Source organism: Streptomyces sp. NPDC031225 (assembly GCF_055570355.1).
The window spans coordinates 300,759-320,922 of sequence record NZ_JBVIHJ010000009.1 but is presented as its reverse complement, the minus strand read 5'-3'; the positions used below and the strand labels follow the sequence as shown (position 1 = coordinate 320,922).

Below are 20,164 nucleotides of genomic sequence, written 5' to 3'. Positions count from 1 at the left end.
CCCCCCCCCCCCCCCCCCCCCCCCCCCCCCCCCCCCCCCCCCCCCCCCCCCCCCCCCCCCCCCCCCCCCCCCCCCCCCCCCCCCCCCCCGGGCCCGGCCGTCAGTCCTCTCTGCGCCCCCGGTTGCCCGGCCTGGACGCGACCCAGGTGCGCACGGTGTCCGCGTACCAGAAGGGCTTGCCGCCCTCGACGTGGTCGGGCGGCGGCAGCAGCCCGTGCTTGCGGTACGACCGCACGGTGTCCGGCTGCACACGGATGTGCGCCGCGATCTCCTTGTACGACCAGAGCCTTCGGTCGGTCATGGTGCACCTCCTCGCGCGCACCGCGGCGGCGGCCGGGAACGGTCGTCGGGGGTACCGGGTGCTGCGCTGGCGATCACAAAGCCTGTGCCCTCGTGAACGACACCTGGTGACCTTCGGTCAGGGCCTGTGTACCGGGTGTGACGCGCAACCCGCGTACACGCGACATGTGTGACACGGAGGTGGTGTTTGTGACAGAGGTGACGCAATGGCGCACGCGGGCGTGAGGGCGCGGCGCGTTGACATCGGGCCCGTCCCCGGTCTCCGGCGACCCCGCCCAGGGCGGGCCGAACCCGCTGCGCCGGGCCCGGCCCGCCGGTTCCCCCTCGGCCCGCCGGTTCCCCCGCTCCCCGGGTCGCTTCCCGGGGCAACCGGCCGGACGCGCACAGCGTGCAGTCAGGCGAGCCCGCTGGTCTTGGAGAAATCCGCACCGGGTTTCGACGCCTCGGAGGGCGTGCCGGAGGCCAGGACCAGGCTCGTCGCCTCCCCGCTCATCCGGTCGCCGGGCGGCGCGGCGGCGAACGGCAGCCGCCGGGCCGTCGTGAACTCGCGCGGCGTGCACCCGGTCATCGCCCTGAACTCACCGCTCAGGTGCGCCTGGTCGTAGAACCCGCAGGCCGCCGCGGTCTCCGCCTGCCCGCGTCCCGCGGCGAGCAGCCGCCGGGCCCGCTGCAACCGCAGAACTCTCGCCGCCGCCTTGGGCCCCAGCCCGATCTGCTCCCGGAACCGGTTCTCCAGGTGCCGCACGCTCCAGCCCACCTCCGCGGCGAGCTGCCGCACCGGCATGGCGCCGCCCGTCCGCACTAGCTCCTCCCACGCCCGCACCACGCCGGGCGAACAGGGGGTGCCGGTGTCCCACCAGCGCGCGAACACGTCGTCGAGCAGCCGGAACCGTTCCTCCCAGGACGGCAACGCGGCCAGCGCACCGGCGAGTTCACCGACCCGTCGGTCCAGGGCATGGGGGAGTGCGTCGGGGTCGACGGTCCGATTGGCGAGTTCGTGCAGAGGGGTGCCGAAGAGCGTGAAGGCGGCCCACGGAGCCAGCATCACCTCGACACCGGCCAGGCGTCCGCCGTGCTCGCCGACGGCGGGTGTGGTCGTGGGCCCGCAGAACACGGAGACGAGGGTCTCGGGGGGCTGCCCGGCCCGGGTGATCCGTACGGGCTGCTCGAACCCGAGCAGCAGGGTCGCGGCCCCGACCGGCGTCTCCAGACGCCGCCGGGGCCGGTCCATGGCAAGCCGGATCCCGCGATAGCTGAGCACCCCGGGCCGCAGCCGGGGGTGCGGCGAGCCAAGGGCGAACTCCCAGAACCCACCGGGCCCACGCCCGGTACGGACCAACACCATCGCGCCAGCTTTTCAGCCGACGGGCCGGAGCAACACCCTTTAGGGGCGCGGGGCTGTTTCGATATGCCGCTCCGCCGCGTGGGCGCGACAAGCCCCCACCGGCCCGCAGCCGAAGAACTACGCTCCGCAGGACCTCAGGAACGCCCGAGTCCGCTGGGCAATAGGCAGCGGCTTGTCCGGCTCGCACGGGTACATGTCCTGCTCGACGATCGCGAACAGATCCACGTCCAGCTTCTGGGCCGCCTCCAGGACGGGACCGAGTGCCGGCACGCCCGAGGGCGGCTCACACATCACACCCTGCGCCACAGCGGGCCCGAACGGCGTCCCCTTGGCGCGCACGTCCGCGAGGATCTCCGGGTCCACCTGCTTGAGGTGCAGATACCCGATCCGCGACCCGTACGTCTCGATCAGCTTGACGCTGTCGCCGCCGCAGTACGCGTAGTGCCCGGTGTCCAGGCACAGTGACACGAGGGAGGAGTCCGTGGCGTCCAGGAACCGGACGACGTTCTCCTCGCTGTCGATGTGGGTGTCGGCATGCGGGTGGACGACGATCTGGAGCCCGTACTCCTCCCGCACCCGCTGTCCGAGCCGCTCGGTCAGCGAGGACAGGTTCCGCCACTGCTCGGGCGTCAGGGTGTCCGATTCCAGGACCTCACCGGTCTTGTCGTCCCGCCAGAACGACGGGATCACGACCAGGTGCTTCGCCCCCATCGCCTGCGCGAGCACCGCGTTGTCGGCGACATGGGCCCAGGTCTTCTCCCACACGGCCTCGCCGTGGTGGAGGCCGGTGAAGACGGTGCCCGCGGACACCTTCAGGCCCCGGCGGTTCACCTCTTCGGTGAGGACCGCGGGATCGGTCGGCAGATACCCGTACGGCCCCAGCTCGATCCACTCGTAACCGGAATCCGCGACCTCGTCGAGGAAGCGCTGCCAGGGGACCTGCTGGGGGTCGTCGGGGAACCACACACCCCACGAGTCGGGAGCCGACCCGATCCGGATGCGGGACAGTGAGGGCTGAGGCGACAACGACGTCATGCCGGTCAGCTTCGGTTCGGACAGCAAGCGCTGTCAAGCTCTCGTCAGAATGTCTGGACAAAACATTGACAGGGCTCGCCGTCCGGGACTACAAACGCCGGGAGAGCCGACGCAGGTACGAAGGGAAGCCGATGGCGTACGACCTGATCACCATGGGGCGGATCGGTGTGGACCTGTATCCACTCCAGACCGGTGTCCCGCTGCCGCAGGTGACGTCCTTCGGCAAGTTCCTCGGAGGATCGGCGACGAACGTCGCGGTCGCCGCGGCACGCCTGGGACGGCGGACCGCGGTGATCTCCCGCACCGGTGACGACCCCTTCGGCACCTATCTGCACGAGGCCCTCCAGGGCTTCGGCGTGGACGACCGCTGGGTCACCCCGGTCCCCGGCCTGCCGACCCCGGTCACCTTCTGCGAGGTCTTCCCGCCGGACGACTTCCCGCTGTACTTCTACCGGCAGCCCAAGGCCCCCGACCTGGAGATCGACGCCCACGAGCTCGACCTCGACGCCCTGCGCGAGGCGAGCATCTTCTGGGTCACCGGCACCGGCCTGAGCGAGGAGCCCAGCCGTACGGCGACGCTCGCGGCCCTCGCCCACCGCGCGAAGGCCGGCACCACGGTCTTCGACCTGGACTGGCGCCCGATGTTCTGGAACGATCCGGCCGCGGCCCGCCCCTTCTACGAAGAGGCCCTGCGCCACACCACCGTCGCCGTCGGCAACCTCGACGAGGTCGAGGTCGCGACCGGAGTGCGCGAGCCGCATGCCGCCGCCCGCGCCCTGCTGGACGCCGGGGTCGAGCTGGCCGTCGTCAAGCAGGGCCCCAAGGGTGTCCTCGCCGTCAACAGCAAGGGCGAGTCCGCGGAGGTCCCGCCGCTGCCCGTGAACGTCCTCAACGGTCTCGGCGCCGGCGACGCCTTCGGCGGCTCCCTGTGTCACGGCCTGCTCGAAGGCTGGGACCTGGAGAAGATCATGCGCCACGCCAACGCGGCCGGGGCCATCGTCGCCTCCCGCCTGGAATGCAGTTCGGCGATGCCGACGACCGACGAGATCGAAGCCGCGATCGCCGCAGGAGCCGTCAAGTGACCGTCGACATCGCGGAACTCGTCCGCCTGCGCGCCGAACACCCCGAGGCCGTCGCCGAGGCGGCGGCCCGCCGTACCCGCAGGCCGCTCCTGGGCGCGAGCGGCCGCCTGATGATCGTCGCCGCAGACCACCCGGCCCGCGGGGCCCTCGGGGTCGGCGCCGACAAGTTCGCCATGGCCAACCGCGTCGACCTGCTCGAACGCCTCTGCCTGGCGCTCTCCCGCCCCGGCGTCGACGGCGTCCTCGCCACCGCCGACATCCTGGACGACCTGGTCCTCCTCGGCGCCCTCGACGGCAAGGTCGTCATGGGCTCGATGAACCGCGGCGGTCTCCAGGGTGCGAGCTTCGAGCTCGACGACCGCTTCACCGGCCACCGCCCCGAGGACATCGAGCGCCTCGGCTTCGACGCCGGCAAGCTGCTCCTGCGGATCGACTACGACGACCCGGGCTCCCTCACCACGCTGGAGTCCACGGCCCGCGCGATCGACGACATGGCCGCCCGCCGGCTCCCTGTCTTCGTCGAGCCGTTCATCAGCGGCCGCACCACCGAGGGCAAGGTCAGGAACGACCTCTCCGCCGAGGCCGTCACCAGGTCCATCGCCATCGCGTCGGGACTCGGCGGGAGTTCGGCCTACACCTGGCTCAAGGTGCCCGTCACCGACAACCCCGACGACATGGCCGACGTCATGGCGACCTCCACGCTGCCCGCGGTCCTGCTGGGCGGCGAGGTCGGCGACGACCAGGACGGCGCGTACGAGAAGTGGCGCGGCGCCCTCCAACTCCCCACCGTGCGCGGTCTGGTGGTCGGCCGTTCGCTGCTGTACCCGGCGGACGGCGACGTGGCCGCCGCCGTGGACACCGCCGTAGGACTGCTGTGAGGGCCGCCGCATGACACAGAACGAGCTGTACGTCCCCAAGGGCGGCTCCGCAAACGCCCAGTACGCCGTGGACATCGACCCCAAGCGGGCCGGCTGGACCCACAGCAGCCTGCGCATCGTCGAGCTGGCACCCGGTGGCACGCACACCTTCACCACCGGTGACAGCGAGTGGATCGTGCTTCCGCTGGAAGGCGGCTGCACGGTGGAAGCAGACGGAAACAAGTTCCAACTCCTGGGCCGGGAAAGCGTGTTCGCCGGAGTCTCGGACTTCGCGTACGTGCCCCGGGACGCCCAGGCATCGATCGCCTCCGGCGCGGGAGGCCGCTTCGCCCTGGCAGGAGCGAAGTGCGAGCGACGACTCCCCGCCCGCTACGGCCCCGCGCCGGAGGTCCCCGTCGAAGACCGCGGCAGCGGCACGCAGTTGCGGCACGTGCGCAACTTCGCCTCCGCCGACGCCTTCGACTGCGACAAGCTCATCGCCGTCGAGGTGATCACCCCCGGCGGCAACTGGTCCTCGTACCCGCCGCACAAGCACGACGAGAACCGGCCCGGCGTGGAAGCCGAGTTGGAGGAGATCTACTACTTCGAGATCGACGGCCCGAACGGTTTCGGCTATCAGCGCGTATCTCCCTCCCGGGAGGGCGGATCCGACGTCCTCGCCGAGGTCCGCTCCGGCGACGCCGTCCTCGTCCCCGACGGATGGCACGGGCCGTCCGTCGCCCAGCCCGGTCACGACATGTACTACCTGAACGTCATGGCGGGGCCGGGCGAGACGCGGGAGTGGCGGATCTGCTTCCACCCGGACCACACCGAGGGGTACCGATGACGATCCGCCTGACCGTCGCGCAAGCGCTGGTCCGCTTCCTCGCCGCCCAATACACCGAACGCGACGGCATACGGCAGCGTTCGATCGCCGCGACCTGGGGCATCTTCGGCCACGGGAACGTCGCGGGCCTCGGCCAGGCGCTCGTCGAGTACGCCGACGACATGCCGTTCCACCAGGGCCGCAACGAGCAGTCCATGGTGCACGCGGCCGTGGGCTACGCACGTCAGTCGAACCGCCTCTCCGCACACGCCGTGACGACCTCCATCGGCCCCGGCGCCACCAACCTCGTGACGGGCGCCGCCCTCGCGACCGTCAACCACCTCCCGGTCCTGCTCCTGCCCGGTGACATCTTCGCCACCCGCGCCGCCGACCCGGTCCTCCAGCAACTCGAAGTGCCGTACGCGGGCGACATCAGCGTCAACGACAGCCTGCGCCCGGTGTCCAGGTACTTCGACCGCGTCATGCGGCCGGAGGCCCTGATCCCGGCGGCCCTGCAGGCCATGCGGGTCCTCACCGACCCCGTCGAGACCGGCGCCGTCACCCTCGCCCTCCCGCAGGACGTGCAGGCCGAGGCGTACGACTGGCCCGAGGAGTTCTTCGCCGAGCGCACCTGGGCCGTACGACGCCCGGGTGCCGATCCCGCCGAACTCGCCGAAGCGGTAAGGGTGATCAGGTCGGCCCAGCGCCCCCTGATCGTCGCCGGCGGCGGAGTCCACCACAGCCGCGCCGAAGAGGCCCTCGCCGAGTTCGCTTCGAGCACCGGCATCCCGGTCGCCTCCACCCAGGCCGGCAAGGGCTCCCTGCGCCACGACCATCCCCAGGACGTCGGCGCCGTCGGCCACACCGGCACCGCCACCGCCGACGAACTGGCCCGCCAGGCCGACCTGGTGATCGGCGTCGGCACCCGATGGACCGACTTCACGACGGCCTCCGGCACGCTGTTCGCCGCCGACGGCGTCCGCTTCCTCAACCTCAACATCGCGCCCTACGACGGCCACAAGCTCGCCGGCCTGCCGCTGGTCGCGGACGCCCGCAGCGCCCTGACGGATCTCACCGGCGCACTGCGGACGCACGCCCACCGCGTCAGCGACACGTACGTCGACGAGTACACGCTCGACAAGGAGCGCTGGGAGCAGCGCGTCGACGCCTGCTACGAGGCCGAAGAGCCCGACATCAGGCCGACCCAGCCACAGGTCCTCGGCGCCCTGGACGCCCTGGCCGACGAGTCGGACATCATCATCAACGCGGCCGGCTCCCTCCCCGGAGACCTGCACAAGCTGTGGCGCGCCCGGTCGAGGGACCAGTACCACCTGGAGTACGGCTACTCCTGCATGGGCTACGAGATCCCGGCCGCGATCGGTGTGAAGATGGCCGCTCCCGACCGCAACGTCTGGGCGCTGGTCGGCGACGGCACCTACCTGATGATGCCGACGGAGATCGTCACGGCCGTACAGGAGGGCATCGCGATCAAGCTCCTCCTGATCCAGAACCACGGCTACGCCTCCATCGGCGGCCTGTCCGAGTCGGTCGGCGGCGAGCGGTTCGGCACCGCGTACCGCTACCAGTCCGAGGACGGCACCTACACGGGGGCCCCGCTGCCCGTGGACCTGGCCGCCAACGTGGCCAGCCTCGGTATGCGCGTGCTGCGCGCGAAGACCGTGCGAGACCTGCGCGCCGCACTCGAAGAGGCGCGGGCCGCCGACACTCCCACATGTGTCTACGTCGAGACCGAAACGGCCGACACAGTGTCGGGGCCGCCTCCGGCGCAGGCCTGGTGGGATGTACCTGTGGCCGAGACCGCGACCCGACCGTCCGCGGTGAAGGCCCGAGAGCTGTACGAACGGCACGTCTCAACCCGACGCCGCCATCTGTGAAAAGGAGTACTCGGTCATGACGAAGATCGTCAACCACTGGATCGGCGGCAAGACCGTCGAAGGCGCGTCGGGCAACTACGGGCCGGTCACCGACCCGGCCACCGGCGCGGTCACCACGAAGGTCGCGTTCGCGTCGGTCGACGAGGTCGACGCCGCGGTCGCCGCCGCCAAGGACGCGTTCCAGACCTGGGGTACCTCCTCGCTCGCCAAGCGGACCACCATCCTGTTCCGCTTCCGGGCGCTCCTGGAGGCGAACCGGGACGCGATCGCCGAGCTGATCACCGCCGAGCACGGCAAGGTGCACTCCGACGCGCTCGGCGAGGTCGCGCGCGGCCTGGAGATCGTCGACCTGGCGTGCGGGATCACCGTGCAGCTGAAGGGCGAGCTGTCGACCGAGGTCGCCAGCCGCGTCGACGTCGCCTCGATCCGCCAGCCGCTCGGTGTCGTCGCGGGCATCACGCCGTTCAACTTCCCGGCGATGGTCCCGATGTGGATGTTCCCGATCGCCATCGCGACCGGCAACACCTTCGTCCTCAAGCCGTCCGAGAAGGACCCGTCGGCCTCCCTCAAGATCGCCGAACTGCTCGCCGAGGCCGGTCTGCCCGACGGCGTCTTCAACATCGTCCACGGCGACAAGGTGGCCGTCGACCGCCTCCTGGAGCACCCGGACGTCAAGGCCGTCTCCTTCGTCGGCTCGACCCCGATCGCCCGCTACATCCACACCACCGCCTCCGCGAACGGCAAGCGCGTCCAGGCCCTGGGCGGCGCCAAGAACCACATGCTGGTCCTCCCGGACGCCGACCTGGACGCCGCCGCCGACGCGGCCGTCTCCGCCGCCTACGGCTCGGCGGGCGAGCGCTGCATGGCGATCTCCGCCGTCGTCGCGGTCGGCTCCATCGGCGACGAGTTGGTCGACAAGATCCGCGAGCGCGCCGAGAAGATCAAGATCGGCCCCGGCAACGACCCGGCCTCCGAGATGGGTCCGCTCATCACCAAGGTCCACCGCGACAAGGTGGCGTCCTACGTCACCGGCGCGGCGGCCGAGGGCTGCGAGGTCGTCCTGGACGGCTCCGGCTACACGGTCGAGGGCTTCGAGGACGGCCACTGGATCGGCATCTCGCTCCTCGACAAGGTCCCGACCACCGCCAAGGCGTACCAGGACGAGATCTTCGGCCCGGTCCTGACCGTGCTGCGCGTCGACACCTACGACGACGGCATCGCGCTGATCAACGCCTCGCCCTTCGGCAACGGCACCGCGATCTTCACCCGGGACGGCGGCGCCGCCCGTCGCTTCCAGCTGGAGGTCGAGGCCGGCATGGTCGGCGTGAACGTCCCGATCCCGGTCCCCGTCGGCTACCACTCCTTCGGTGGCTGGAAGGACTCGCTCTTCGGCGACCACCACATCTACGGCAACGACGGCACGCACTTCTACACCCGCGGCAAGGTCGTCACCACCCGCTGGCCCGACCCGGCCGACGGCCCCACGGGCGTCGACCTGGGCTTCCCGCGCAACCACTAGGCGCTCCGCTGAGCCGCACAGGATCCCCGCGCGCGAGCTCGGGGGTCCGGGTGCGTCGGCGGGCGCGGGTGCGTTGTGGCTTGTCGCGCAGTTCCCCGCGCCCCTGAAAGACACGGCCCTGCGGGCCGATAAAAGCGGGGCGCAGCCCCTGCTTTTCAGGGGCGCGGGGAACTGCGCGAGCAACCACGAACCACCCGCACCCGGCATCTGTACGGACGAGACCGAGCTCGTAGCCATACCGCACCCGCTGTACGCCACGGACCCCCCTCCACCCCCAGGATGGCGACGAGTTCAACCCTCGGTAGACAAGTCCCCGACAGTTTCACCCCGTACCGTTGAAGCATGGATCTTCGACGCCCCCGGAGGCCGAAGCGGTGGATCGCCGCCACGGCCTCCGCCGTCGTCCTCGCCGCAGCCGCCGGGACATGGACAGCAGCCGCCTCCGACGACCCCCCTGCGGTGCACCGCGCGGACCAGCTCATGTCCATCGACGGTGTGCAGATCGACACCTCGTACTTCACGACGCCCGGCGCCGAGAAGCGCCCCGCGGTCCTCATAGGCCACGGCTTCGGCGGCAGCAAGGACGACGTACGCCAACAGGCCCAGGATCTGGCCAGGGACGGCTACGCGGTCCTCACCTGGTCCGCCCGCGGCTTCGGCAAGTCGACCGGCAAGGTCGGCCTGAACGACCCCAAGGCCGAGGTCGCCGACGTCAGCAAACTGATCGACTGGCTGGCGAAGCAACCCCAGGTCCAGCTCGACAAGCCCGGCGACCCCCGAGTCGGCGTCACCGGCGCGAGCTACGGCGGCGCGATCTCCCTCCTCGCTGCCGGATACGACCACCGCGTGGATGCCATCGCCCCCGAGATCACGTACTGGAACCTCTCGGACGCCCTGTTCCCGAACGGCGTGTTCAAGAAGCTCTGGGCCGGCATCTTCGTCAACAGCGCGGGCGGCTGCGCCAAGTTCGAGCCGCAGATCTGCGCGATGTACGAGCGCGTCGCCGAGTCCGGCACCCCGGACGCCCAGGCCGAGAAGATGCTGGAGGAGCGCTCCCCGTCGGCCGTAGGCAAGGACATCAAGGTCCCCACGCTCCTGGTCCAGGGCCAGACGGACTCCCTCTTCCCCCTGAACCAGGCCGACGCCGCCGCGAAGGCGATCCGCGCGAACGGCGCCCCCGTCGACGTCGACTGGATCGCGGGCGGACATGACGGCGGCGACATGGAGACGAGCCGCGTCCAGTCCCGCGTGGCGAACTGGTTCGACCGCTATCTGCAGGACGACAAGGGCGCCGACACCGGCCCCGCCTTCCGCGTCACCCGCACCCTCGGCACCGGCACCGGCGACGGCGAACCCCGCCTCACCGGCGTCACCGCCGACACCTACCCGGGCCTGGAGAGCGACGACCGCAAGATCGCCCTGACCGGCCGCCGCGAACAACAGGACTTCACCAACCCGGCCGGCGCCAGCCCGCCCGCCATCTCGGCCCTCCCCGGCATCGGCGGCGGCGCAGGCCTCTCCCAGCTCTCCTCCCTCGGCGTCGGCGTCTCCCTCGACTTCCCCGGCCAGTTCGCCGCGTTCGAGTCGGCCCCGGTCAGGGACGACCTCCAGATCACCGGCTCACCCACCGTGACTGTCCACGTGAAGTCGACGAGCGACGACGCCGTCCTCTTCGCCAAGGTCTACGACGTGGGCGCGAACGGCCGGCAGACGCTGCCCTCCCAGCTCGTCGAGCCCATCAGGGTCGAGGGCGCGAAGGCCGGCAAGGACGTCACCATCACCCTCCCGGCGATCGACCACGAGATCGACGACGGTCACCGCCTCAAGCTGGTCCTCGCCTCCACGGACCTCGGCTACGCCTCCCCGGCGGCCCCGGCGACGTACACCGTCTCCCTGAAGGGCGACCTCCACGTTCCCACCGCCCTCAGCGAGAAGAACACCCAGGCCCCCCTGCCCGCCTGGGTGTGGTGGCTGCCGCTGGCCGGCGCGGTGCTCGCCCTCGTGCTGGTGGCCACGGGCCGCCGCCGTACGACGGCCCCCGCCGCCCCCGACCCGGAGCTGGCCGAAGTCCCCCTCCAGATCACCGACTTGAGCAAGCGGTACGCCAAGTCCGCCGACCGTTACGCGGTCCGCGACCTCTCCTTCCGCGTCGAGAGGGGCCAGGTCCTCGGCCTGCTCGGCCCGAACGGCGCGGGCAAGACGACCACCCTGCGCATGCTGATGGGCCTCATCAAGCCGGACGGCGGCGAGGTCCGCGTCTTCGGTCACGCGATCGCACCGGGCGCCCCCGTGCTCTCCCGTGTCGGCGCGTTCGTCGAGGGCGCGGGTTTCCTCCCGCACCTGTCGGGCCGCGAGAACCTGGAGCTGTACTGGCAGGCCACCGGCCGCCCGCCCGAAGACGCGCACATGGACGAGGCGCTGGAGATCGCCGGTCTCGGTGACGCCCTGGCCCGCGCGGTCCGCACCTACTCGCAGGGCATGCGCCAGCGCCTGGCCATCGCCCAGGCCATGCTCGGCATGCCGGACCTGCTCATCCTCGACGAGCCGACCAACGGCCTCGACCCGCCGCAGATCCGCGAGATGCGCGAGGTGATGATCCGCTACGCGGCGGCCGGCCGCACGGTCATCGTCTCCAGCCACCTCCTCTCGGAGGTCGAGCAGTCCTGCACCCACCTTGTGGTGATGGACCACGGACAGCTCGTCCAGGCGGGCCCGGTCGCCGAGATCGTCGGCTCCGGCGACACCCTCCTGGTCGGCACGGCCGAACCGGTGGAGGAGCCCGTGGCCGAGAAGGTGGCGGCCCTGCCGGGCGTGGAGTCGGCGATCACCACCGACGACGGCCTGCTCGTACGGCTCGACGCGGACGGCAGCGCACAGCGGCTCGTCGCCGAACTCGTCCGCCTGGAGGTCCCCGTGACCTCGGTGGGGCCGCACCGCCGCCTCGAAGACGCCTTCCTCACCCTGATCGGAGACTCCGCATGAGCAGCACCTCGACCGTGCGCGCGGAGGTCGCCGACGGCTACCGCGCGGGCCGCACCCTGCCCGTCCGGGTCGAGCTGGTACGGCAGTTGAAGCGCCGCCGCACCATCGTCATGTTCGGCATCCTGGCCGCCCTGCCCTTCGTCCTGCTGATCGCCTTCCAGCTGGGCGGCGGACCGGGCTCGGGCAACAGCGGGGTCAACCTGATGGACACGGCCACCCTGTCCGGGCCGAACTTCGCCGCGGTGAACCTCTTCGCGTCCGCGGGCTTCCTGCTGATCGTCCCCGTGGCGCTGTTCTGCGGGGACACGGTCGCTTCGGAGGCCAGCTGGTCCTCCCTGCGCTACCTGCTCGCGGCCCCCGTGCCGAGGGCCCGCCTCCTCTGGTCGAAGCTCGTCGTCGGCCTCACCCTCAGCCTCGCCGCGATGCTCCTGCTCCCGCTGGTCGCCCTCGCGGCCGGCACGGTGGCGTACGGCTGGGGCCCGCTGCAACTCCCCACCGGCGGCTCACTGGAGGCGGGCGTCGCGGCCCAACGCCTGCTGATCACGGTGGCGTACATCTTCGTCTCCCAACTCGTCACCGCCGCCCTGGCGTTCTGGCTCTCCACCCGGACGGACGCACCGCTCGGCGCGGTCGGCGGCGCGGTCGGCCTGACCATCGTCGGCAACGTGCTCGACCAGGTGACGGCCCTCGGCGACTGGCGCGACTTCCTCCCCTCGCACTGGCAGTACGCGTGGCTGGACGCCGTACAGCCGAAGTTGCAGTGGTCCGACATGATCCAGGGCACCTCCCTTTCGGTAACGCTCGCCCTGGTGCTGTTCGCCCTGGCCTTCCGGGGTTTCGCCCGCAAGGACGTCGTCTCCTAGGTCAACGGAGGATCACCCACCGGTCTCGACGGGCCCCCGCCGTGCCCCCTTCGAGACCCATCCGCAACGCTCCGTCACGCACGTTCCGCCCCCCGGTGCCGTCACAGTCGCAGAAGCCGACGTCAACAGGCCCAGGGGGTACGGACGATGGAACGACAGTGGACACGACAGGTGATGCTCGCCCTCACACTGGCGGGCGGCCTGCTGCTCACCGGCTGCAGCGGGAGCGGCGACGGCGGCAAGAGCAGCGCGGACGGGGCGAGGGGCGGCTCGTACAACCCGGGCTTCCCGGCCCCGAACCAGCCCCAGGGCGAAGCGGACTCCGACGAGTCCCGCGGCGACTACACCACCCCGTCCCCCGACTACCTCTCCACCTTCGCCCTCGACGTCGACACCGCCTCTTACGGCTACGCCCGCCGCACCCTCGCCGAGGGCCGCCGCCCCGACCCCTCGACCATCCGGCCCGAGGAATTCGTCAACAGCTTCCGCCAGGACTACGACCGCCCCGACGGCAACGGCTTCACGGTCACCGTCGACGGCGCCCGCACCGACCGGGACGACTGGTCGCTGGTCCGCGTGGGCCTGGCCACGAGGGGCGCACCGGCCGCCCCGGACGACCGCCGGCCCGCCGCCCTCACCTTCGTCATCGACATCTCCGGCTCCATGGCCGAACCCGGCCGCCTCGACCTCGCCCAGCAGTCCCTCGACACGATGACGGAGCGCCTGCACGACGACGACTCGGTCGCGATCGTCACCTTCAGCGACCAGGCCGAGACCGTCCTGCCGATGACCCGCCTGGACGGCCACCGCGGCCGGATCCACAAGGCGATCGACGGTCTGGAACCGACGTACTCCACCAACCTCGCCGCGGGCGTCGAGACCGGCTACCGGACGGCCGTCAAAGGCCTGCGCAAGGGTGCCACCAACCGCGTGGTCCTCATCTCCGACGCCCTCGCCAACGACGGCGACACCAGCCCCGACTCCATCCTCGACCGCATCGACACCGCCCGCCGCGAACACGGCATCACCCTCTTCGGCGTCGGCGTCGGCAGCGACTACGGCGACGCCCTGATGGAACGCCTCGCGGATAAGGGCGACGGCCACACCGTCTACGTCTCCGGCGCAGACGACGCCGAGAAGGTCTTCTGCGAGCAACTCCCGCAGAACATCGACCTCACGGCCCGCGACGCCAAGGCCCAGGTCGCCTTCGACCCCGAGAACGTCGCCTCCTTCCGCCTCATCGGCTACGACGACCGCCGCGTCGCCGACGACGACTTCCGCGACGACCGTGTGGACGGCGGCGAGGTCGGCCCCGGCCACACCGTCACCGCTCTCTACGCGGTCCGCACCCGACCCGGCGCCGACGGCCACCTCGCCACCGCGACCGTTCGCTGGCAGGACCCCAAGACCCGCGCCCCGCACGAGGAGTCCGGACAACTGGACACCCTGGACGGCTCCTTGTGGGACGCGAGCCCCCGCTTCCAGGTGGACGCGGTCGCCGCCTACTTCGCCGACGCCCTCCGGGACAGCGGGAGTCGGCTCCCCGGCCGCCCCTCCCTGAGTGCACTGGCCGACCGCGCGGACCGCTTGGCCGACACCACCGAGGACAGGGCGGTACGCCAACTCGCCGACACCATCCGGGAGGCCCGGCACCTCGCGGAGTAGCGGCGGGCCCCATTGACCTTTTCCTACTTGCGAGTAAGTTGACCACCCAGTCAGAGCGGATCGGGGAGCCGGCATGGGCGTGCGCAAGGATCTGAAGCGGGCGAAACAGCGCACCGACCTGGCCGGTCGCTCCGGCGTCGAGGTCGTCAAGGACGACTCCGGAACCGTACGGGAGGCCCGGACACCGCCGCTCGCCCTGCCCCCGACCACCGGAAGCATCGCCGACCTCCCGTTCACCAACGCGGCCGAGGCCCCCGACACCGTCATCCTGCGCCGCCAGGAGGAGAACGGCTGGCGCCCGGTCACCGCCCAGGAGTTCGCCCGCGAAGTCACCGCCGTGGCCAAGGGGTTGATCGCCGCTGGTGTCGAACCGGGCGGCCGTGTCGCCGTGATGTCCCGCACCCGCTACGAATGGACGGTCCTGGACTTCGCGATCTGGGCGGCCGGCGGCCAGACCGTCCCCGTCTACGCCACCTCCTCCGCCGAGCAGGTGGAATGGATCGTCCGCGACTCCGGCGCCCGGCACATCATCGTGGAGAGCGCCGAGAACGCGGACACCGTCGCCGCAGGTACGGCCGGCCACGAGGAGTCGCCCCACTCCTGGCGGCTGGACGACGGAGAACTCGCCGGCCTCATCGCCCTCGGCCACGACCTCCCCGACGAGGAGGTCAGCAAGCGCCGAGCCGCCCTGACCCCCGACACCATCGCCACGATCTGCTACACCTCCGGCACCACCGGCCGGCCCAAGGGCTGCGTCCTCACCCACGCCAACCTGCACGCCGAGGCCGCCAACACCGTCGAACTGCTCCACCCCGTCTTCGAGGCGGTCACCGACCAGGTCGCCTCGACCCTCCTCTTCCTCCCGCTCGCCCACATCATGGGCCGCACCCTGCAGATCGCCTGTCTGATGGCCCGCATCGAGACCGGCCACTTCCCCAGCATCAAGCCCGACGAACTGCGCCCCGCGCTCAAGGAGTTCCGCCCGACCTTCGTCGTCGGCGTCCCGTACCTCTTCGAGAAGATCCACGCCACCGGCCGCGCCACCGCCGAGAAGATGGGCCGCGCCGCCTCCTTCGACCGCGCCCACCGCGTCGGCGTCCGCTTCGGCGAGGCGTACCTGAACAAGTTCCTGGGGACCGGCAACGGCCCACGCCCCGGCCTCTACGCCGCCTGGGCCCTTTACGACCTGCTGGTCTACCGCCGGATCCGCGCCGAACTCGGCGGCCGCATGCGCTACGCCGTCAGCGGCGGCTCACCCCTGGACCGCGACCTCAACCTGTTCTTCTCCGCGGCCGGGATCATCATCTACGAGGGCTACGGCCTCACCGAGACCAGCGCCGCCGCCACCGTCGTCCCGCCCCTGGGCCCCCGCCCCGGCACGGTCGGGCAGCCCATCCCGGGCACCGCGATCCGCATCGCCGACGACGGCGAGATCCTCATCAAGGGCGGGGTCGTCTTCGGCTCCTACTGGAACAACCCGGAGGCCACCGACGCCGTCCTCAAGGACGACTGGTTCGCCACCGGCGACCTCGGCGCGCTCGACGAGGACGGCTATCTCACCATCACCGGCCGCAAGAAGGACCTCCTCGTCACCTCGGGCGGCAAGAACGTCTCCCCGGCCGTCCTGGAGGACCGGCTGCGCAGCCGGGCACCCGTCGGCCAGTGCCTCGTCGTCGGCGACAACCGCCCCTTCGTCGCCGCCCTGATCACCCTCGACCCCGAGGCGATGGCCCACTGGCTGTCGGTCCGGGGACTGCCCGCCGACACCCCGCACGCCGAGCTCGTCCGGGACGAACGGCTGCGCGCGGACATCCAGCAGGCCGTCGACCACGCCAACGCGGCCGTCTCCCGCGCCGAGTCGATCCGCGCCTTCCGGCTGGTCGAGGGGGAGTTCACCGAGGACAACGGCATGCTCACGCCGTCCCTGAAGGTCAAGCGGCACACGGTGACGGCGACGTACGCGGAGGAGATCGAGGCCGTCTACCGCACGTGAGGCGCTCCGGCGGCCGCAGGGCACGCGAAACGGCGGGCCACCGGAAGACCGGTGACCCGCCGTCACGAAGGACCCGAGGCTCAGCTGCCGACGGCGCCGTTGCCGGACAGGGCCGAGATGTCGTCCAGGATGTGCGACAGCGGCTCGTCGCCCTTGGCCTGGGTGGAGTTCTCGACACACTGCTGGTTCTGCGGGGCCGACAGGACCGGAACGTCCTGGAGCACACCGACGGCGGCGACGCCGACGAGGCCCTGCAGGTTCAGCTTGGCCGGCAGACCGACACAGGGCTTGTTCAGCGATCCCTGGACCAGCGAGAGCTGCGGGCTCATGTCGCCGAAGGTGGCCGAGTTGCCGAACTCCTGCGAGGCACCGTTGCCACTGGCGGACGTGGTGCCGTGGTCGTTACCGATGGCAAGCGCCTGGGGAGCGGCCGCTCCGGCGATACCGGCGACGGAGGCGGCGACAGCGGCGGTTGCCCACAGCTTCTTCATGTTCATTCCCTTTCGAAATGCGGACTCCGGGGAGGAGCTGCATGATCGTCAACGCGCGAACCCCCGTCGGGGTTGCGCTCTTTGCCCCGATTGGCCCAGCGCACGCACAGGCCCCATGGGCGCCCCTCAGTCACAGGCGTAAGCGCTCCCGCGCACGGTGACGGAACGCGTCATACGCGGCGGGTCGTACGGCTTGGGATGCTCGCTCGCCTTGAGCAACGGCCGGTCCTCGCGCAGCTTCCTGAACATCGCGTCCGCCTTCCCCCGGTCCCAGGCCAGCGTCGAACCGATGTCCGGCCGGGTCGGGTTGAATCCGGCGATCGGCACCGTCGCGAACTCGGTGTTCCTCGCCGGCACCTTGTGCAGCGCGGCCGCCAGTTCCATCAGATCCCCGGCGCCGAAGCCCTGCTCGACGCGCGCGGACCCGAGCAGTGTGCGCACCACACCGGCCGTCGCCACCGGGTCGGTCAGCAGGCGCTCGGCCTGGAGCCCGCGCAGCGCCTGCACCAGGAACCGCTGCTGACGCTGGATCCGCCCGAGGTCGGCCGCCCGGTCCACCTTCCGGGAGCGGACGTACTGCAACGCCTGCCCGCCGCCGAGCCGGTGTGTGCCCGGCTTCAGATCGAGCCTGGTCGCGGGGTCCCTGAGGCGGCGCGCGGTGCACACCTCGACACCGTGGACCTCGTTCACTGCGTCGATGAAACGCCGGAAGTCCACCTGGAGATAGTGGTCGAAGTCCAACCCGGTCATCGACTCCACGGTGGCGACGGTGAGCAGGGGCCCGCCCTCGGCGTACGCGCCGTTGATCTTCGAGGGGCGCGCCGGGCGCTTCTCGCCGGTGGCGTCGTCGCGGTGGGGCGGGATGTCGGCGTAGGAGTCCCGTGGCAGGGCGACCACGCTCACGCGGTCCCGGCGGGCCGACACATGAACCACCATCAGGACGTCCGTGCAGTCACAGGCGAAACCGCCGGCGTGGAACTCGCGCTTCTCGGCGGCGGAGATGGTGTCCCGGCCGTCCGTGCCCATCAGCAGGATGTTCGTGCCGTGCGGAGCGGGGGCGGCCCGGCCGGGAAGGGGGGCGCCCGACAGCAGCAGGGCGGCGGTCGCCAGGACGACCGAGGAAAGGGTTCTCTTCATCGTCACGCGACGCAAAATAAGCCAGCGGGCCGCCATTGATACGGCGGCCCGCTGACGGGGGCTCAGAAACCAGCCCCAGGGCTCATCGGCCCATGGTGCGCACAGCTCAGCTGCCGGCGGCGCCGTTGCCGGACAGGGCCGAGATGTCGTCCAGGATGTGCGACAGCGGCTCGTCGCCCTTGGCCTGGGTGGAGTTCTCGACACACTGCTGGTTCTGCGGGGCCGACAGGATCGGCACGTCCTGGAGGACACCGACGGCGGCGAGGCCGACGAGGCCCTGCAGGTTCGCCTTAGCGGGCAGGCCGATGCAGGGCTTGTTGAGCGAGCCCTGGACGAGGGCCATCTGCGGGCTCATGTTGCCGTAGGTGGCGGAGTTGCCGAACGACTGCGAAGCACCGTTTCCGCTGGCCGACGTGGTGCCGCTGTCGTTGCCGATGGCCATGGCGGGGGAGGCGGCACCGACGACGGCCGCGGCGACAGCGGCCGAAGCCAAAACCTTCTTGATCACGTGAGTAGTCCCTTTCTGGAGAAACCCCGTCCACCGGAGCGCTCTGGTCAACTCCCGCGGGGCCGCTTGGTTGCTGCCATTCACTCCGATGGCCCACAGGCGACTTTTGTCGACTCGCCGTCGCGTGCGGTCCGTTCGGGTGACGGGTCGAAACCAATCGGGCCGTCACCGGTTGATGCGGAAGCAGGACGGTGCGTCCGTGCCCAGGAAAGGAAAGCGAAATGCTGAAGAAGGCAATGGCCTCGGCGGCGATCGCCGCGTCCGTCATCGGTGCCACGGCGGCAGCGGCTCCGCAGGCGCTTGCCATCGGCAACGACAGCGGCACCACGTCGGCCAGCGGCAACGGTGCTCACAGCGCGTTCGGCAACCAGATGACCAAGGGTGACCTGAGCCCGCAGGCCACGCTGGTCCAGAGCTCGGTCAACAAGCTCTGCGTGGGCCTGCCCGCGAAGGCGAACCTCCAGGCCATCGTCGGTCTCATCGCCGCCGTCGGGGTGGCCCAGGACGTGCCGGTCCTGTCGGCCCCGCAGAACCAGCAGTGCGCCGAGAACTCCACCCAGGCCAAGGGTGACGAGCCGGCCTCGCACATCCTGGACGACATCTCGGCCCTGTCCGGAAACGGTGCCAACGGCAGCTGATCAGCCGCCACGAAATCGCCCGGGTGAACGCCCGGGCGATTTTTTTTGCTGATACACCGTCAATCTCCTTTGTGAATACTCGTATGACGCGTTTCATCCACGGCGTTCGAGTGAATTACCCGGCAACACACGTTCCGCAGTTTCTTCCGCTGTCTATCCCTCGTTCTACAGCCTGCAGGTCATGGTGCGAGCCGTTCCGACTGTGCTCGCTCGGTTTCGACCGTCATAGAGGCATGACCGCAGAGAAGGGAAATCTCATGAAGAAGACCGCTGCTGTCGTCGCGGGCGCGATCATGGCCCTCGGCATGGCCGCCCCGGCCTTCGCCGACGCCGGCGCCGAGGGTGCCGCCATCGGTTCCCCGGGTGTCCTCTCGGGCAACGTCGTTCAGGTTCCGGTGCACGTGCCCGTCAACGTGTGCGGCAACACCGTGAACGTCATCGCCCTGCTGAACCCGGCGTTCGGCAACACCTGCGTCAACGACTGACGACGTAACGCAACAGCCGCCCGGCTGTGCATGGCCGGCTCCGGACGTCTTCCAATCGTTCGGGGCCGGCTTTTCCCACTTCTTCAAGCAGGAAGACAACGAGATTGCGCCAGACCCTGAGTAAGGGAATGGTCGCGGCCGCAGCCGCGACGAGCATTCTGTCCCTGTGCGGCAGCCCCGCGATCGCCGGCTCGCATGCGGGTGGGGCAGCCAAGGACTCGCCGGGCGCGCTGTCCGGCAACACCGTGCAGGCGCCGCTGGAGGTGCCGGTCAACGCCTGCGGCGACTCCGTGGACGTGATCGCCGCGCTCGACCCGGCGTTCGGCAACTCCTGCGCGAACGGCCCGGTCCCGCACAAGAGCGGATCCCACGGCCGCCACGGCTCCCACGGTCACGGCTACGGCGACGATCAAGGCTACGGCGGCGAGGACTGCGACTCCGACGCCGGTTACGGCGGCCATGGCGATGACTGCGGCGAGGAGACGACCCCTCCGACGAAGCCGCCGACGAAGCCGCCGACCGGGCCTCCCACGTCGCCGCCCG

At 70.9% G+C, this 20,164-nt stretch carries 18 protein-coding genes; 12 read left to right on the top strand and 6 right to left on the bottom strand.

What is annotated here, in order from left to right; translation table 11 throughout:
- Positions 1-100 precede the first annotated feature (100 nt).
- The 3 genes from ACZ48Z_RS18380 to ACZ48Z_RS18370 form a co-directional block, all read right to left on the bottom strand.
- Positions 101-301 carry a helix-turn-helix transcriptional regulator gene (locus ACZ48Z_RS18380; protein WP_123989353.1) on the bottom strand — a complete coding sequence of 67 codons (201 nt, stop codon included), beginning with the start codon at positions 299-301 and terminating at the stop codon, positions 101-103.
- Positions 302-694: 393 nt separating this feature from the next.
- The gene (locus ACZ48Z_RS18375; protein ID WP_468736874.1) at positions 695-1,645 is read right to left on the bottom strand and encodes a helix-turn-helix domain-containing protein; all 951 of its coding nucleotides are present in this window, start codon (positions 1,643-1,645) and stop codon (positions 695-697) included.
- Between the two features lie 117 nt (positions 1,646-1,762).
- Positions 1,763-2,680 (bottom strand): sugar phosphate isomerase/epimerase family protein, encoded by a 918-nt coding sequence (locus ACZ48Z_RS18370; RefSeq protein WP_468736873.1) that lies wholly within the window; start codon positions 2,678-2,680, stop codon positions 1,763-1,765.
- A 131-nt stretch (positions 2,681-2,811) separates the two neighbouring features.
- On the opposite strand from ACZ48Z_RS18370, the gene iolC reads away from it, so the two are divergent.
- The 9 genes from iolC (at position 2,812) to ACZ48Z_RS18325 (ending at position 16,362) form a co-directional block, all read left to right on the top strand.
- Positions 2,812-3,762 carry a 5-dehydro-2-deoxygluconokinase gene (gene iolC, locus ACZ48Z_RS18365; RefSeq protein WP_468736872.1) on the top strand — a complete coding sequence of 317 codons (951 nt, stop codon included), beginning with the start codon at positions 2,812-2,814 and terminating at the stop codon, positions 3,760-3,762.
- Complete coding sequence (locus ACZ48Z_RS18360) at positions 3,759-4,640, top strand: Cgl0159 family (beta/alpha)8-fold protein (protein WP_468736871.1); 882 nt, start codon at positions 3,759-3,761, stop codon at positions 4,638-4,640. Before iolC ends, ACZ48Z_RS18360 begins: the two co-directional genes overlap by 4 nt.
- 10 nt (positions 4,641-4,650) lie before the next feature.
- Complete coding sequence (gene iolB / locus ACZ48Z_RS18355; protein ID WP_468736870.1) at positions 4,651-5,466, top strand: 5-deoxy-glucuronate isomerase; 816 nt, start codon at positions 4,651-4,653, stop codon at positions 5,464-5,466.
- A complete protein-coding gene (gene iolD / locus ACZ48Z_RS18350) occupies positions 5,463-7,340 on the top strand; it encodes a 3D-(3,5/4)-trihydroxycyclohexane-1,2-dione acylhydrolase (decyclizing) (RefSeq protein ID WP_468736869.1) in 1,878 nt (625 codons plus the stop codon). Before iolB ends, iolD begins: the two co-directional genes overlap by 4 nt.
- 16 nt (positions 7,341-7,356) lie before the next feature.
- A complete protein-coding gene (mmsA, locus tag ACZ48Z_RS18345) occupies positions 7,357-8,859 on the top strand; it encodes a CoA-acylating methylmalonate-semialdehyde dehydrogenase (protein ID WP_468736868.1) in 1,503 nt (500 codons plus the stop codon).
- Between the two features lie 342 nt (positions 8,860-9,201).
- Positions 9,202-11,841, top strand: coding sequence for an alpha/beta fold hydrolase (locus ACZ48Z_RS18340; RefSeq protein WP_468736867.1), 2,640 nt, complete (start codon positions 9,202-9,204; stop codon positions 11,839-11,841).
- Entirely contained in the window at positions 11,838-12,704 is an 867-nt protein-coding gene (locus ACZ48Z_RS18335) for an ABC transporter permease (RefSeq protein WP_468736866.1), read from the top strand. The genes ACZ48Z_RS18340 and ACZ48Z_RS18335 overlap by 4 nt, the downstream gene beginning before the upstream one ends.
- 147 nt (positions 12,705-12,851) lie before the next feature.
- Positions 12,852-14,369 carry a vWA domain-containing protein gene (locus ACZ48Z_RS18330; RefSeq protein WP_468736865.1) on the top strand — a complete coding sequence of 506 codons (1,518 nt, stop codon included), beginning with the start codon at positions 12,852-12,854 and terminating at the stop codon, positions 14,367-14,369.
- A gap of 73 nt (positions 14,370-14,442) precedes the next feature.
- Positions 14,443-16,362: an AMP-dependent synthetase/ligase gene (locus tag ACZ48Z_RS18325; protein ID WP_468736864.1), complete on the top strand. Its 1,920-nt coding sequence runs from the start codon at positions 14,443-14,445 to the stop codon at positions 16,360-16,362.
- 80 nt (positions 16,363-16,442) lie between these two features.
- Here ACZ48Z_RS18325 and ACZ48Z_RS18320 read toward each other — a convergent pair whose 3' ends face one another.
- The 3 genes from ACZ48Z_RS18320 to ACZ48Z_RS18310 form a co-directional block, all read right to left on the bottom strand.
- Positions 16,443-16,853: a rodlin gene (locus tag ACZ48Z_RS18320; protein ID WP_468736863.1), complete on the bottom strand. Its 411-nt coding sequence runs from the start codon at positions 16,851-16,853 to the stop codon at positions 16,443-16,445.
- 126 nt (positions 16,854-16,979) lie between these two features.
- Complete coding sequence (locus ACZ48Z_RS18315; protein WP_468736887.1) at positions 16,980-17,990, bottom strand: LCP family protein; 1,011 nt, start codon at positions 17,988-17,990, stop codon at positions 16,980-16,982.
- Positions 17,991-18,096: 106 nt separating this feature from the next.
- Positions 18,097-18,498: a rodlin gene (locus tag ACZ48Z_RS18310; protein WP_468736862.1), complete on the bottom strand. Its 402-nt coding sequence runs from the start codon at positions 18,496-18,498 to the stop codon at positions 18,097-18,099.
- Positions 18,499-18,719: 221 nt separating this feature from the next.
- Between ACZ48Z_RS18310 and ACZ48Z_RS18305 the strand changes: the two genes are divergently transcribed.
- The 3 genes from ACZ48Z_RS18305 to ACZ48Z_RS18295 form a co-directional block, all read left to right on the top strand.
- A complete protein-coding gene (locus tag ACZ48Z_RS18305; protein ID WP_468736861.1) occupies positions 18,720-19,136 on the top strand; it encodes a rodlin in 417 nt (138 codons plus the stop codon).
- 257 nt (positions 19,137-19,393) lie between these two features.
- A complete protein-coding gene (gene chpD / locus ACZ48Z_RS18300; RefSeq protein WP_067432966.1) occupies positions 19,394-19,621 on the top strand; it encodes a chaplin ChpD in 228 nt (75 codons plus the stop codon).
- A 128-nt stretch (positions 19,622-19,749) separates the two neighbouring features.
- Positions 19,750-20,164: chaplin (locus ACZ48Z_RS18295; protein ID WP_468736860.1), on the top strand; the 415-nt coding region annotated here is incomplete at its 3' end.